This is a genomic window from Phytohabitans maris, assembly GCF_031085175.1.
GTDB lineage: Bacteria > Actinomycetota > Actinomycetes > Mycobacteriales > Micromonosporaceae > Phytohabitans > Phytohabitans maris.
The window spans coordinates 122,430-136,368 of the sequence record NZ_JAVHUY010000010.1 but is presented as its reverse complement, the minus strand read 5'-3'; the positions used below and the strand labels follow the sequence as shown (position 1 = coordinate 136,368).

Here is a 13,939-nt window from a genome sequence, read left to right as displayed (position 1 = left end):
GAACGCACCCCAAGAAGACGCTCCGCTGCGCTCCACGTTTCCCCGGGGACCACGCGCAACGGTCCGGGCCACGACGGACGTCGCGGTAGCTCAATTGGGATTGATCCTTCAGCTCAGGGGGTGCGGAGGCCGGAGCAGACGATCGAGATGATGCGGTCCAACGCGGCCTTGTCGGTGCCGCCGCCGGGGTGTGCCTGGCAGCCGACCATCAGCGCCTTCACGTCGGCGTACTCCACATCGGAGCGGACCGAGCCGGCCTGCTGGGCCATGGCGAGCAGCGTGCGGAGCCGGCCCGAGATGTCGTGGCCGGCCTCGACGCCGGCCGTGTCCAGGTCGTAGCCGGCGCCGGCCAGCGCCTCGGCGAGGCCGCGGTTGGTCGCGCCCTCGTGCACCAGCGTGGCGAAGAACCGGAAGAACGCCTCGCCCGGCTCCTCGCTCGCGGCCATCGCGTCGGCCTCGGCGGTGAGCCGCTCCATCCGCTCCAGCAGGATCGCCTCGTACAGCGCCTCCTTGGTCGGGAAGTGCCGGCTGACCGTGCCCGTGCCCACGCCCGCGCGGCGCGCGATCTCGTGGATCGGCACCCCGAGCCCCTCAGCGGCGAAGACCTCGGCGGCGACCGCCAGCACCCGGGCCCGGTTGCGCCGGGCATCGGCACGGAGCTCTCTGGCCACGCACTCCTCCATCGCCAAGCGGGATAGCCGTCCCGAATAGTCCTGGAAAAGCGGGACGTTCATCCCGGATTTTATATCAGGAGGTGCCTGATGGCACGGCGCTGGACCGAGGCAGAAGTGTCGGATCAAAGGCGGTCGGGTCGCGGTGGTGACCGGCGGCAACACCGGGCTGGGGTTCGCGACCGCCCGGGTGCTGGCCGCGCGGGGCGCGACCGCGGTCCTGGCGTGCCGCTCCGCCGAGCGCGCGGCGGGCGCCGCCGACCGGATCCGGGCCGCGAGGTGGCGGCCCAGCGGTGCCGCTGGGGGCTCTCCGAGGCATCGACCGGCGTGCGGATCGATGTGGCGGCGGACTGTTGACGAACCAGTGACATATCTGAAACCTTAGACACCTAGCTCGCAAGAAGTAGATTCATGCGTGCAAGAAGCTGTCAGAAGCTCGCGCTAAATCACACCGTCATGCCGCACGGCTGTCCCGGACCAGCGGCGCTCCACCTCTGTTCACCAGCACAGGAGGACACCATGAGACAGCCCAAGGGGACGCCATGAGACGGATGCAGCTGATCGGCGGGCTTCTCGCCGTGGGCCTCGTCGTCGGCGGGCTCGCGCCCAGCCCCGCCTCGGCGGCCGGCGGGCCCAACCTGGCCGCGGGGCGCACCGCGTCGGCCAGCGGGTCCAACTCGCCCTACACGGCGGGCAACGCCACCGACGGCAACCAGGGCAGCTACTGGGAGAGCCCCAACAACGCGCTGCCCCAGTGGGTGCAGGTCGACCTCGGCAGCAGCACCAGCATCGACCAGGTCGTGCTCAAGCTGCCGAGCGGCTGGGAGACCCGCACCCAGACGCTGAGCGTGCAGGGGAGCACCAACGGCACCGGCTTCAGCACCCTCTCCGCGTCGGCCGGCCGGGTGTTCAACCCGGCGAGCGGCAACGCGGTCACCATCGACTTCACCGCGGCGAGCGTCCGGTACGTGCGGGTCGACATCACGGCGAACACCGGGTGGCCGGCCGGGCAGGTCAGCGAGTTCGAGGTGTACGGCACGGCCGGCGGCGACACCCCGCCGGGCGGCACCGACCTCGCCGCGGGCAAGCCGGTCGAGGAGTCGTCACACGTGCACACGTTCGTGGCGCCCAACGCAAACGACGGCAACCTCGCCACCTACTGGGAGTCCGCCGGCTTCCCGGCGACGCTGACCGTCAAGCTCGGCGCCAACGCCGACATCTCCTCGGTCACGGTCAAGCTCAACCCGGACTCGGTGTGGGGCGCGCGCACCCAGACCTTCGAGATCCTCGGGCGGGACCAGGGCGCGAGCGCGTACACGTCGCTGAAGGCGAGCGGGACGTACAGCTTCAGCCCGTCCGTCAACCAGAACTCGGTGACGATCCCGGTCACCGGCCGCACCGCGGACGTGCGGCTGCGCTTCACCGCCAACAGCGGCGCACCCGGCGGGCAGGTCGCCGAGATACAGGTCATCGGCACCCCGGCGCCCAATCCTGACCTGGTCGTGACCGCGGCGAGCTGGAGCCCGGCCGCGCCGAACGAGGCGACCGCGATCACCCTCTCGGCCACGGTCCGCAACTCGGGTACGGCGGCCGCGGCGGCGACCACGCTCAACTTCAGCCTCGGCGGCGCGGTGGCCGGCACGGTGCCGGTCGCGGGTCTCGCCGCCGGCGCGGCGGCGACCGTCACGTTCAACGCCGGCCCGCGGCCGATGGGCAGCTACAGCCTCACCGCGACGGCCGACCCGGCAGACCAGGTCGTCGAGCAGAGCGACGCCAACAACAGCTTCACCGCCTCGTCACCGCTGGTGGTGGCGCCGGCGCCCGGCCCGGACCTGCAGGTCACCAGCATCACCCCCAATCCGGCGAACCCGGCGGTCGGTGCCGCCGTCACGTTCACGGTGGCGGTCAACAACCGCGGCACCAGCGCGACCGGCGCGACCACGGTGACCCGGGTGGTGGTGGGCGGCACGACGCTCAACACCAACACCGCCTCGATCGCCGCCGGCGCGACCGTCAACGTGGCGATCAGCGGCAGCTGGACCGCGACCAGCGGTGGCGCCACCATCACGGCCACCGCCGACGCGACCGGTGCGGTCACCGAGACGAACGAGAACAACAACTCGCTCGCCCGCTCGATCGTGGTCGGGCGGGGCGCCGCCGTGCCGTACACCGAGTACGAGGCGGAGGCCGCCGACTACCAGGGCACGCTGCTGGTGGCCGACCCGCTGCGCACGTTCGGGCACACCAACTTCGCCACCGAGTCTTCGGGACGCCAGTCGGTGCGGCTGAACAGCACGGGACAGTACGTCGAGTTCACCTCGACCAACCAGGCCAACTCGATCGTGGTGCGCAACTCCATCCCGGACTCCGCGGGTGGCGGTGGCATCGAGGCCACGATCAGCCTGTACATCAACGGCACCTTCTCCCGGAAGATCACGCTGTCGTCCCGCAACAGTTGGCTGTACGGCACGACCGACGACACCGAGGGGCTCTCGAACTCGCCGCAGGCCAACGCCCGCCGCCTCTTCGACGAGTCGAACGCGCTGCTCGGCCAGAGCTATCCGCCGGGTACGCGGTTCAAGCTCCAGCGGGACGCGAACGACGGCGCGCAGTTCTACATCATCGACCTGATCGACCTGGAGCAGGTGGCGCCGGCGCTGTCCCAGCCCAGCGGCTGCACGTCGATCACCCAGTACGGTGCGGTCGCCAACGACGGCATCGACGACAGCGCGGCGATCCAGCGGGCCGTGACCGACGACGAGAACGGCGTCATCAGCTGCGTCTGGATCCCGGCCGGTGAGTGGCGGCAGGAGCAGAAGATCCTCTCGCCGGACCCGACCCGGGGAGGGTACAACCAGAAGGGCATCCGCAACGCCGTGATCCGCGGCGCGGGCATGTGGCACACCAAGCTCTACACCAACACCGAGCCACAGAACGTCGTCGGCAACATCAACCACCCGCACGAGGGGAACGTCGGCTTCGACATCGACGACAACACCCAGATATCCGACCTGGCCATCTTTGGCATGACCACCAACCGGGCCAACCGGGGCCATGGGATCAACGGCCGGTTGGGCAAGAACACGCGGATCAGCAACGTCTGGATCGAGCACGTCAACGTCGGCGCCTGGGTCGGCCGTGACTACTCGGACACCCCCGCGTACTGGAATCCGGGCGACGGCGTCGAGTTCACCGGAATGCGGATCCGCAACACGTACGCCGACGGCATCAACTTCGCCAACAGCACCCGGAACTCGCGGGTCTTCAACTCGTCGTTCCGTACCACCGGCGACGATTCCCTGGCGGTATGGGCGAGCACCTACGTCCGTGACGTCGCGACGGACATCGGGCACGACAACCACTTCACCAACAACACCATCCAGCTTCCGTGGCGGGCGAACGGTATCGCCATCTACGGCGGCTATGGAAACACCGCGGAAAACAACCTGATCTACGACACGATGAACTACCCGGGCATCATGCTGGCGACCGATCACAGCCCGCAGCCGTTCTCCGGAACGACGTTGCTCGCCAACAACGGGCTCTTCCGATGCGGCGGCGTCTTCTGGGGCGAGCAGCAGAAGTTTGGCGCGATCACGCTCTTCGCCCCGGGACGGGACATCACCGGCGTCGTCATCCGCGACAGCGACATCGTGGATTCCACGTACGACGGCATCCAGTTCAAGGGCGGCGGCGGCAACATGCCGGGCGTGGCGATCACGAATGTGCGGATCGACAAGTCCAACAACGGTGCCGGCATCCTGGCGCAGGGCAGCGCCCGGGGCAGCGCGACGCTGACCAACGTCACCATCACCAACTCGGCGGCCGGAAACATCGTGGTGGAACCGGGTTCACAGTTCCAGATCACCGGCGGCTAGCCCGCGCACGGCGGTGGTGGCCCGGCCTACCCAGCCGGGCCACCGTCGTTCTTGGGGCCCTTTCCCTTGCCCGGATGGTCCGTCGCGGTCGGCGGACCGGGCGTCACCGGCGGCTTGCCGTGCGGCCGGAGCAGCGGCGCGCAGAACGCGGGTATCCGGTCTTCGCCGCCGGCTTCGCGGGCGAGCTCGCGCAGTTCCTCGAGCTTCATCGGCTTACCCTTCCGGTGCCGGTCCTCCCAGGTGCGGCAGAGCTTGACCACCGCCGGTGCGGCCGCCGACGGGCTCGCGCTGGGGCTCGGCGGGCGGGTCGCCGGCCGGCTCGCGGCGCTCGGGCTCGCGGGCGCCGGCGCGGAGGACGGTGGTGCGTCGCGGGGCGCGAGGCTCTCGCGGGCCGGCGGCGGGTCGGTACCGGGCAGGTAGCCGGTCTCGGCAGCCACCGCGACGCCACCCACGAGCAGCACCGAGACGGCCGCCGCGGCGGCCAGCGGCCGGAGCATCCGCAGCCGGGGCGGCGCTGGCGCCTGGGCCGGTCGTTCGTCCCGGCCGGCCTCCTCGAACGCGGTGAGGGCCGCCTCCAGCCCGGTCAGCTCCTGCGGCCGCGGTGGCGCGGTGGCCGCGGCGAGCAGGCGGTCGAGCTCCGGGGGCGTGGGATCGCGGCCGGTGGCGAGCAGTCGCTCCGCCTCGTCCGGCCGGACCCGGTTCCTTCGTGACCCGCGCATGACATTTGAGAGTGCGTCCCACAGCGGCATGGCGTTACACCCCCTCCGTACGCGGCGACTGGAGGTCCAGCGGTGCCGGCGACCCGGCGCGGCGTGCCCGCACCTCGCCGTGCTCGGCGAGCCGGCGCAGGCCGCGCATCGCCGCGATCCGTACCGCGCCGGGGCGTTTGCCCAGCACCTGGGCGGTCTGCGCGACGTCGAGCCCGGCCACGACCCGGAGCGTCACGACCTCGGCCTGCTCCTTCGGTAGCGAGGCGATCACGCCCAGCGCCCAGTCGGTCTCGGATCGCTGGATCACCTCGTTGGCCACGTCGGGATGGGTGCCGGGCAGCTCGCGTCCGGTCAGGTCACGAGGCTCCTCCGGCCGGCGCCGGGCGCGCCGCCGCTCGTCGATCGCCCGGTTGCGGGCGATCGTGAAGAGCCACACCCGAAACCCCGCCGGGGTACCGGTGAAGCCGCGCAGGGCCCGCGCCGTCTGGAGCCACGTCTCGGACGCCACGTCCTCGGCCCCGTCGCCTACGATCACCCGCAGGTAGCGCAGCAGCGCCGGCTGCTGCGCCCGCCACAGGCTGGCGAAGGCCGCGGAGTCTCCCCGCACCGCGTCGGCGAGGGCATCCGCGAGTTCCTCGTCGTCCAAAGCCTCGATTCCTGTCGCGCCGGTCCGTGTGGTCTCTCACATCCGTCGTCGAACCCCGCAGAGCCAGCAGGTTACACCCGTCTCGCGGGATGCTGACCAGGGTCGCGGGCGCTTGCTTGAGTGGGGTACGCGCAAGGTGTCCGCCACCGTGTTACCGATATCGGGCAGTGAACGAGAAATGTGTCCAGACGTCGGCGCCCGTTACACCGTTCGCTCGCCGCCTCCGCCCGATCGACCGGTCGCGCCGGCTGTACCGGGTCTGTTGGCATCGTCTCTCGGAAGCGCCTGGTGGGCACGTGGGAGGAATCCACAATGGGGGCACATTGGCCGGGGCGGCTATCGGCCGTGGTCGGGGCGGTGGCGCCCGCTCGGCCGGCACGACGGCCGGCACCAACCCTGGCAGCGTGCCCACCACGGCGTTCGACCTCCCGTCCAGCCCGGCGCGCCGGTCTCCGGTATGACCGGCGTCGGGCTGGCGGGCGAGGTCGCTCTTCTCGTGGTACGCCCGCGCCGGAGGCCCCCTCCTCTGCCGCTGGCTCCTCCTCCCGGGAACGGCGACCAGGGTGACCGGCGGCGGGCGCTCACCGTGCCCGTCGCCGGCCACCCGTCCGTAGTTTCGATGACTTTTGTCGGTGCCACCCGTCATAGTCCCTAGAGGTGCACACACCACACGGGGGTTAGGACGATGAGCGAGGTCGCCGCCACAAGCGGATCGCGTTGGCTGCGGGGGCCGCTGCGCCCGTTCCGCCGCGGGCAGTACCGGTTGCTCGCCGGTTCGGTCACGATGTCCCTCTTCGCCGCCGGGGTCTGGCTGATCGCGCTGGTCTGGCAGGTCATCGCGCTTGGCGGTGGCCCCACCGAGCTGTCGCTCGTGTCGGCCGCGGCGGCCGGTGGCATGGTGGCCACCACGCTGCTCGGCGGCGTGCTGGCCGACCGGGTGCCGCAGCGCCGGATCCTGCTCGCGGTCTCCGTGGCGCGCACGGGCGCGATCGCCGTCGTCGCCGCGCTGGCGGTGGGCGACCTGCTGCACCTGTGGCACCTGGTCGTGGTCGCCGGCGTGATCGGCCTCGGCAACGGCTTCACCTACCCGGCGTACTCCGCGCTGCTCCCGTCGATCCTGCCGGCGGAAGACCTGATGGCCGCCAACGGCGTCGAGGGCATGCTACGGCCGACCATCATGCAGGCGGCCGGCCCGGCGCTGGCCAGCGCGTTGATCGCGGCCTCCTCGCCCGGCGCGGCGATCGCCGTGGTGGCCGTGCTGGAGGCGCTCGGTGTCGCGTTCCTGCTGTTCGTGCGCCCGGTGCCGCTGCGCCGCGACAAGTCGGCCGAGCCGGCTCACCCGGTCCGCGCGGCGGTGGTCGACCTCAAGGACGGCTTCGTCTACATGGCGCGCACCCCGTGGCTGCTGGCCACGCTGCTCTTCGCCTCGGTGCTGATCCTCCTCATCATGGGTCCGGTCGAGGTGCTGATCCCGTTCGTCATCAAGGACCGGGCCGGCGGTGGCCCCGGCGACCACGCGATCGTGATGGCGGCGTTCGGCATCGGCGGTGCGATCGGGTCGCTCGGCATGGCGACGTTCAAGATGCCCCGCCGCTACCTCACGGTCATGAACCTCTTCTGGGGTCTCGGCTGCCTCCCGCTCGTGCTGATCGGCCTGTTCGCCGACGTGTGGGTGATCGCCGCGGCCGTGTTCGTGGTCGGTGTCTGCTTCTCCGCGCCGATGGTCATCTGGGGCACGCTGCTGCAGCGCCGGGTGCCGCCGCACATGCTGGGCCGCGTCTCCAGCCTCGACTTCTTCGTCTCGCTGGTCTTCATGCCGGTGTCGATGGCGCTCGCCGGCCCGGTCAGCGGCGGCATCGGGCTGGGCCTCACGTTCGCGCTCGCCGGCCTGGTGCCCACCGTTGTCGCCGTGCTCGGCATCGTGCTGGCCAGGATGCCCAAGGACGAGCTGGCCCACCCGCTCGACGTCACGCCGCCGGCCGAGGAAGAGGGCGTCGAGGTCGGCCCGGTCAAGGAGCTGGTCGCCGACGCGGCCTGATCACCCAGGCGGGGAGGGCATCCGCCGGCGGTATCCCGGTCCGTGCGCGGTGTCAGGGCCGCGGCCCGGCGGCCCTGACACCCTCAATGGGGGCGGCGTCCGTTGCCCGGTGACGTTAGTGGCCGGACAGTGCTGTCATGTCCGTGGGTGAGCAGAAGGCCTTCCACGAACCCGGCGTGGTGGTCGGTGGTGCGTTCCTCGATTTCGGAGAGGCGGGCGACGAGGAGGTCGTTCATCGCCCGCAGTCGGTCCTGAGTCCGGTAGTGGAATTCGGCCTGTACCGCGACGACGACGGAGACGGATGCCGCCGCGACGGTAAACAGGTTGACGATGGTCGGGACCTCGCCGCCGGTTAGCGCTCCGACGAGGATGTTGACAGTCAGGCACTGGGTGACCGCGACGGTCGCCGCCACGGCCGCCGCACGTTTCAGGGTCATGGGCAGGACCCTCCTTTGTCCCGCAGGGCCGCACCCGGTTCTCTCCGCCGCCGACTACAGTCCCACGCAGTACGAAAGTGGACGATAACCCAGGAAGAGACGCGGGTTGTAGTGAGCAATTGACGTCAACAGATTCTTCTTTCGTCATATGGAAAAGCGGCACGTCCACTCAGGACGGGGTCACACCGTCAGCGGGTTGTTGGCACCGGCGTACCAAACTCGTAAATAGACGATAATCGAAATAGTGAAGGGGTCGCGGCGAGTCGTCCTAAAGTACGGTCGGCAGACCGCACCTTGGGCCGCCCGAGTCGCGGCCCATGTGCCGATGAAAGCGGCGCCCCAGCTCGCCACCATCGATGTCATGAAGGCGATCGTCCAGGACAGGTACGGCTCATCCGACGGCCTCGTGCTCCGCGAGGTGGACAAACCCGCACCCGCCGCCGGCGAGGTGCTCGTACGCGTACACGCTGCGGCGGTCAACGCGCGGGACTGGCACGTCATGCGCGGCGACCCCTACCTCGCCCGCCTGGCGATGCCCTCGGTCTTCGGGTTGAGCGGACCCAAGCGGCAGATCCGGGGCAGCGACGTGGCGGGCCGGGTGGAGGCGGTTGGCGGTGGCGTGACCAGGTTCCGCCCGGGCGACGAGGTGTACGGCGACGCGGGCGACCTGGACGGTGCGTTCGCGGAGTACGTCTGCGTGCCGGACGGCCAGCTCGAACACAAGCCGGTCAACCTGACGTTCGAGCAGGCGGCCGCCGTACCACTGGCCGGCTGCACCGCGCTCGTCGGGCTGCGCGACGTCGGGCGGGTCACCACCGGCCAGCGGCTGCTCGTCAACGGCGCGTCGGGTGGCGTGGGGACGTTCGCCGTGCAGATCGCCAAGGCGTTCGGCGCGGAGGTGACCGGCGTGTGCAGCACCCGCAACGTCGAGCTGGTGCGGTCGCTTGGCGCGGACCACGTGCTCGACTACACCCGCGAGGACTTCAGCCGCGACGGGCAGCGGTACGACATGGTCTTCGACCTGGTCGCCAACCGCTCGCTGGCCGACCTCCGGCGGGCGCTGACCCCCACCGGCCTGCTCCTGCTCTCCGGTGGTGGCGTGTCGCGCAACGGTCGCCCGCACGTCACCGGCCCGATGGGCCTGCAGATCAAGGCGCAGGTCGCGTCGCGGTTCGTCCGCCACCGGCTGACGTCCCTGATGGGCATGTCGCCGAAAGCGGAGCAGCTCGCGACGCTGCGCGAGCTGATCGAGGCGGGCAAGGTCCTGCCGGCCCTCGACCGGACGTTCCCGCTCGCCCAGGTGCCCGAGGCGATCCGCTACCTGGAGGTCGAGCACGCGCGGGCGAAGGTGGTCATCACGGTCTGAGCCCGCCTTACGGTTTGCGCCGTATGGAAAGCCGCCTGCCCGTACGGAAATCAGCGTCCGTACGGGCATGGCGCTTCGTCGATTCACGCGGTAGAAACATCCTCGTCCCCTTATTCCACGACGTGAACGAAGTGGCCCAGCGGGAGAGCGCTCTCACTAGGGCCACGGCGGAGAGGACGAAACCGCATGAAGAGGCACCTGAGACGGGCACTCACGCTCGCTCTCGTACTGGCGACGGTCACCGCCGCGACCGGGACCGCCGCCGTCGCCGCACCGCCGCACGCCACCCCGGCGTCGATCTTCGGGCCGAACGTCACGGTCTTCGACCCGAGCATGCCCGTCGGCCAGATCCAGGCGGCGCTCGACGCCACGCACGCCGCCCAGGTCGGCAGCGAGATGGGCACCAACCGGTACACGTTCCTGTTCAAGCCCGGCACGTACGGCACGGCCGAGCAGCCACTGCAAATCAAGGTCGGTTACTACACCGAGATCGCCGGCCTCGGCGCCTCGCCCACCGACGTCGTGATCAACGGCAAGGTCGAGGTCTACAACCGCTGCCTGGAGGAGGGCGGCACGAGCAACTGCCTCGCGCTGGTCAACTTCTGGCGTACCCTCTCCAACCTCTCGATCAACATCAACGCCCTGGGCCAGGACGGCTGCCGGGCGTCGGCGAACTTCTGGGCCGTCTCCCAGGCGGTCTCGCTGCGCCGCATGAACATCACCGGCGGCACGCTGTCGCTGATGGACTACTGCACGGCCGGCCCGCAGTACGCCAGCGGCGGCTTCATCGCCGACTCCCGACTGCCCGCCACCACCAACGGCTCGCAGCAGCAGTGGCTGACCCGCAACAGTGAAGTCGCCGGCTGGTCGAACGGCGTGTGGAACCAGGTCTTCGCGGGCGTCACCGGCGCGCCGGACGACTCGGCGTTCCCGAGCCCGCCGTACACGACGCTCGAGACCACCCCGCTGAGCCGGGAGAAGCCGTTCCTCTTCGTCGACGCGAAGGGCAGGTACCAGGTCCGCGTGCCCTCGGCGCACCGCAACACCAGCGGCGTCACCTGGGCGAACGGCTTGACGCCGGGCCGCACGATCCCGCTCTCCGACTTCTACGTCGCGAAGCCGGGCGACTCGGTCCTGAAGATCAACCTGGCGCTCGCGCTCGGCAAGCACCTGCTGCTCACCCCGGGCGTGTACGACATCGCCCGCAGCATCGAGGTCTGGCGCCCCAACACGGTCGTCCTCGGCCTCGGCCACGCCACGCTCACCGCGGTCAACGGCTCCACCCCGCTCGACATCGCGGACGTGCCCGGCGTGATCGTCGCCGGGGTCACCATCGACGCCGGGCTCAAGGAGTCGCCGGTGCTGCTGCGGGTCGGCCAGAAGCACGGCCTCGGCTTCAGCTCGCCGAGCAACCCGACCACGCTCAACGACGTGTACTTCCGGGTCGGCGGGCCGCACGTCGGCAAGACCAACATCGCGCTGGAGGTCAACAGCGACAACGTGCTCATCGACCACACCTGGGTGTGGCGCGGCGACCACGGCGTCGAGGGCTTTACCGACACCGAGCGGTGGAACACCAACACCGGCCGGTACGGCGCCGTGATCAACGGTGACGACGTGACCGCCACCGGGCTCTTCGTCGAGCACTTCCAGCGGTACAACACGGTGTGGAACGGCGAGCGCGGCACGGTGGTCCTCTACCAGAACGAGCTGCCGTACGACCCGCCGACGCAGGCCGACTGGATGAACGGCGGTGTCGAGGGGTACGCCGGCTACAAGGTCGGCGCCAAGGTGCGCAGCCACACGCTGTACGGCGCGGGCGTCTACGTCTTCAACCAGAACAACCCGTCCATCCACACCGAGAACGGCTTCGAGGTGCCGGAGCGGCCGGGCGTCAAGCTGCACCACATCATGACCGTCAACCTCAGCGCCGGCACGATCGACCACGTCGTCAACGGCGTGGGCGAGGCGGCCGACACCACCAAGATCGGCGTCCCCGTGTACATCGCGGAGTACCCGATCCCGTAGTGCCGTCCCGGGCGGCCGGCGTGCCTCACTCCGGCCGCCCGTACGGTTCTTGCATTGTCCAGACGACTTCTTGCGGGATTCTGCGCCGGGATTTAACGTGATCGAAACTCTCCGAACTCGCAGAATCGAGCCCGTGCTGATGACCCACAGACGCATGCTGGCACTCCCCGTTGTCTTGACCTTGGCTGCGACCGCGTGGGCCATACCGGCCAGCGCAAGCGCCCGGACCGTCGCGGCCCCCGTGGTGACCCGGGCCGCCCTCGCCCCCTCGCTCGTCGCCGGCCGTGGCGCCCGCGTCGACTTCCTGGAGCAGGAGGCCGAAAACGCCCGGACCAACGGCGTGGTCATCGGCCCCGACCGCACGCCGTACACGCTGCCGGCCGAGGCATCCGGCCGCCGTGCGGTGAAGCTGACCCCCGGCCAGTACGTCGAGTTCACGCTGCCGGCCGCGGCCAACGCCATCAACGTGCGCTACAGCATCCCGGACGCGCCCGGCGGGGGTGGCATCACCGCGCCGCTCGACGTCACGGTCAACGGGAAGAGCAGTAAGACGATGACGCTCACGTCGCAGTACGCGTGGCTCTACAACCAGTACCCGTTCACGAACGACCCCAACGCCGACCTGCTGCACCCCGACTGGTGGATCACCGAGTGCTCGTGCGTGCCGGCGGCCACCACGCCCACGCCGACGATCACCAAGCCGTTCCGCCCGATGCATTTCTACGACGAGCAGCGGTTTCTGCTCGGCCGGACGTACAAGGCCGGCGACCGGGTGCGGCTCACCGCGCCGGCCCGCGGCGACGCCGCCTGGACCGTCATCGACCTGCTCGACTCGCAGCTCGTCGCGCCGCCGCACGTACGGCTGATCGCGGCGAACGTGCTGGCCTTCGGCGCCGACCCGACCGGCCGCCGCGAGTCGTCCGACGCCTTCGACCGGGCGATCGCGTTCGCCAAGCGGGCCCGGCTCAAGGTCTACATCCCGCCGGGCACGTACCAGGTCAACCGCCACATCATCGTCGACAACGTGACGATCGAGGGAGCGGGCAGCTGGTACACGATCATCAAGGGCAAGGAGGTCGCGCTCCCCGAGCCGGCACCGGACCTCTCGGTGCACACCGGCGTGGGTTTCTACGGCAGGTACGTCCAGGACGGCGGCAGCGGCAACGTGCACCTGTCCGGCTTCGCGATCGAGGGCGACGTGCGCGAGCGGATCGACACCGACCAGGTCAACGGCGTCGGCGGCGCGCTGAGCGACTCCACTGTAGACGGTCTCTACATCCGCCACACCAAGGTCGGCATGTGGTTTGACGGGCCGATGACCAACACCCGGATCACCAACAACGTGATCGTCGACCAGATCGCCGACGCGCTCAACTTCCACACCGGCGTCACCGACTCCGTGGTCTCCGACAACTTCATCCGCAACACCGGCGACGACGGCTTGGCGATGTGGTCCGAGGCCACGGCGAACGCGGGCAACACCTTCGACCACAACACCGTGCAGACGCCCACGCTGGCGAACGGCATCGCCATCTACGGCGGCACCGACAACACCGTGTCGAACAACCTGGTCGCCGACCCGATCCGGGAGGGGAGCGGCATCCACGCCGGCTCGCGCTTCGGCGCCGAGGCGTTCGCCGGAAAGCTGGCCATCACCGACAACACCGTGGTACGCGCCGGCACGTACGAGCTGAACTGGAACATCGGCCTCGGCGCCATCTGGCTGTACGCGCTCGACAAGTCGATCGAAGCGGACATCCAGGTGACCGGCGACCACTACCTTGACAGCACGTACAACGCGATCATGCTGGTCAGCGAGTGGGGTGTGAAGGACCTGTACTCGATCAGCGGCGTGAAGTTCGCGGACATCAGGGTCGACGGCACGGGTACGTCGGTGGTGAGCGCCCGGGTCGCCGGCGGCGCCTCGTTCGAAAACGTGGACGCCCGCAACGTCGGCGCGGTCGGCATCAACAACTGCGGCTCGTTCCACTTCACCCCGGCCGGCTCCGAGTTCGGCGTGACCGACCTGGGCGGCAACGACGGCGGCGGCGTCACCGGGCCGTGGTTCGCCCCGTGGATGCTGCCCAACACCATCACCTGCGACGACCGCCCACCGGTCGTACCACCCCCGCCGCCCTCCCGCTGGTGAGGTTTCCGGTCCTGAT

General features: G+C 70.1%; 10 protein-coding genes. 6 read left to right on the top strand and 4 right to left on the bottom strand.

Annotated features, from left to right (window positions below):
* Window positions 1–113: 113 nt before the first annotated feature.
* Window positions 114–671 carry a TetR/AcrR family transcriptional regulator gene (locus RB614_RS12865; protein WP_308712687.1) on the bottom strand — a complete coding sequence of 186 codons (558 nt, stop codon included), beginning with the start codon at window positions 669–671 and terminating at the stop codon, window positions 114–116.
* Between the two features lie 145 nt (window positions 672–816).
* Between RB614_RS12865 and RB614_RS12860 the strand changes: the two genes are divergently transcribed.
* Both RB614_RS12860 and RB614_RS12855 read left to right on the top strand, forming a co-directional pair.
* On the top strand, window positions 817–1,056 hold the full coding sequence (locus RB614_RS12860; RefSeq protein WP_308712686.1) for an SDR family NAD(P)-dependent oxidoreductase: 240 nt from the start codon (window positions 817–819) through the stop codon (window positions 1,054–1,056).
* 157 nt (window positions 1,057–1,213) lie between these two features.
* Window positions 1,214–4,549 (top strand): CARDB domain-containing protein, encoded by a 3,336-nt coding sequence (locus RB614_RS12855; RefSeq protein WP_308712685.1) that lies wholly within the window; start codon window positions 1,214–1,216, stop codon window positions 4,547–4,549.
* A 26-nt stretch (window positions 4,550–4,575) separates the two neighbouring features.
* Here the strand turns inward: RB614_RS12855 and RB614_RS12850 are convergent, their stop codons facing one another.
* Window positions 4,576–5,268 (bottom strand): hypothetical protein, encoded by a 693-nt coding sequence (locus RB614_RS12850; RefSeq protein WP_308712684.1) that lies wholly within the window; start codon window positions 5,266–5,268, stop codon window positions 4,576–4,578.
* Window positions 5,269–5,302: 34 nt separating this feature from the next.
* The gene (locus tag RB614_RS12845; RefSeq protein WP_308712683.1) at window positions 5,303–5,905 is read right to left on the bottom strand and encodes an RNA polymerase sigma factor; all 603 of its coding nucleotides are present in this window, start codon (window positions 5,903–5,905) and stop codon (window positions 5,303–5,305) included.
* Between the two features lie 685 nt (window positions 5,906–6,590).
* Here RB614_RS12845 and RB614_RS12840 point away from each other — a divergent pair.
* Window positions 6,591–7,943, top strand: a complete 1,353-nt coding sequence (locus tag RB614_RS12840; protein WP_308712682.1) for an MFS transporter — start codon at window positions 6,591–6,593, stop codon at window positions 7,941–7,943.
* An 83-nt stretch (window positions 7,944–8,026) separates the two neighbouring features.
* On the opposite strand, the gene RB614_RS12835 is transcribed toward RB614_RS12840, so the two are convergent.
* Window positions 8,027–8,380: a hypothetical protein gene (locus RB614_RS12835; RefSeq protein ID WP_308712681.1), complete on the bottom strand. Its 354-nt coding sequence runs from the start codon at window positions 8,378–8,380 to the stop codon at window positions 8,027–8,029.
* Between the two features lie 361 nt (window positions 8,381–8,741).
* Between RB614_RS12835 and RB614_RS12830 the strand changes: the two genes are divergently transcribed.
* From RB614_RS12830 to RB614_RS12820, 3 genes are all read left to right on the top strand, one after another.
* Window positions 8,742–9,746 carry an NAD(P)-dependent alcohol dehydrogenase gene (locus RB614_RS12830; RefSeq protein ID WP_308712680.1) on the top strand — a complete coding sequence of 335 codons (1,005 nt, stop codon included), beginning with the start codon at window positions 8,742–8,744 and terminating at the stop codon, window positions 9,744–9,746.
* Window positions 9,747–9,932: 186 nt separating this feature from the next.
* A complete protein-coding gene (locus RB614_RS12825) occupies window positions 9,933–11,774 on the top strand; it encodes an adenylyl cyclase (protein ID WP_308712679.1) in 1,842 nt (613 codons plus the stop codon).
* Between the two features lie 139 nt (window positions 11,775–11,913).
* Window positions 11,914–13,923 carry a glycosyl hydrolase family 28-related protein gene (locus RB614_RS12820; RefSeq protein ID WP_428982994.1) on the top strand — a complete coding sequence of 670 codons (2,010 nt, stop codon included), beginning with the start codon at window positions 11,914–11,916 and terminating at the stop codon, window positions 13,921–13,923.
* The last annotated feature ends 16 nt before the right edge of the window (window positions 13,924–13,939 follow it).

Bases quoted from the DNA above. Each gene is read 5' to 3' on its own strand.
- RB614_RS12855 (WP_308712685.1), top strand. From the start codon at position 1,214: ATGAGACGGATGCAGCTGATCGGCGGGCTTCTCGCCGTGGGCCTCGTC.
- RB614_RS12850 (WP_308712684.1), bottom strand. From the start codon at position 5,268: ATGCGCGGGTCACGAAGGAACCGGGTCCGGCCGGACGAGGCGGAGCGA.
- RB614_RS12840 (WP_308712682.1), top strand. From the start codon at position 6,591: ATGAGCGAGGTCGCCGCCACAAGCGGATCGCGTTGGCTGCGGGGGCCG.
- RB614_RS12835 (WP_308712681.1), bottom strand. From the start codon at position 8,380: ATGACCCTGAAACGTGCGGCGGCCGTGGCGGCGACCGTCGCGGTCACC.
- RB614_RS12830 (WP_308712680.1), top strand. From the start codon at position 8,742: ATGAAGGCGATCGTCCAGGACAGGTACGGCTCATCCGACGGCCTCGTG.
- RB614_RS12825 (WP_308712679.1), top strand. From the start codon at position 9,933: ATGAAGAGGCACCTGAGACGGGCACTCACGCTCGCTCTCGTACTGGCG.
- RB614_RS12820 (WP_428982994.1), top strand. From the start codon at position 11,914: ATGACCCACAGACGCATGCTGGCACTCCCCGTTGTCTTGACCTTGGCT.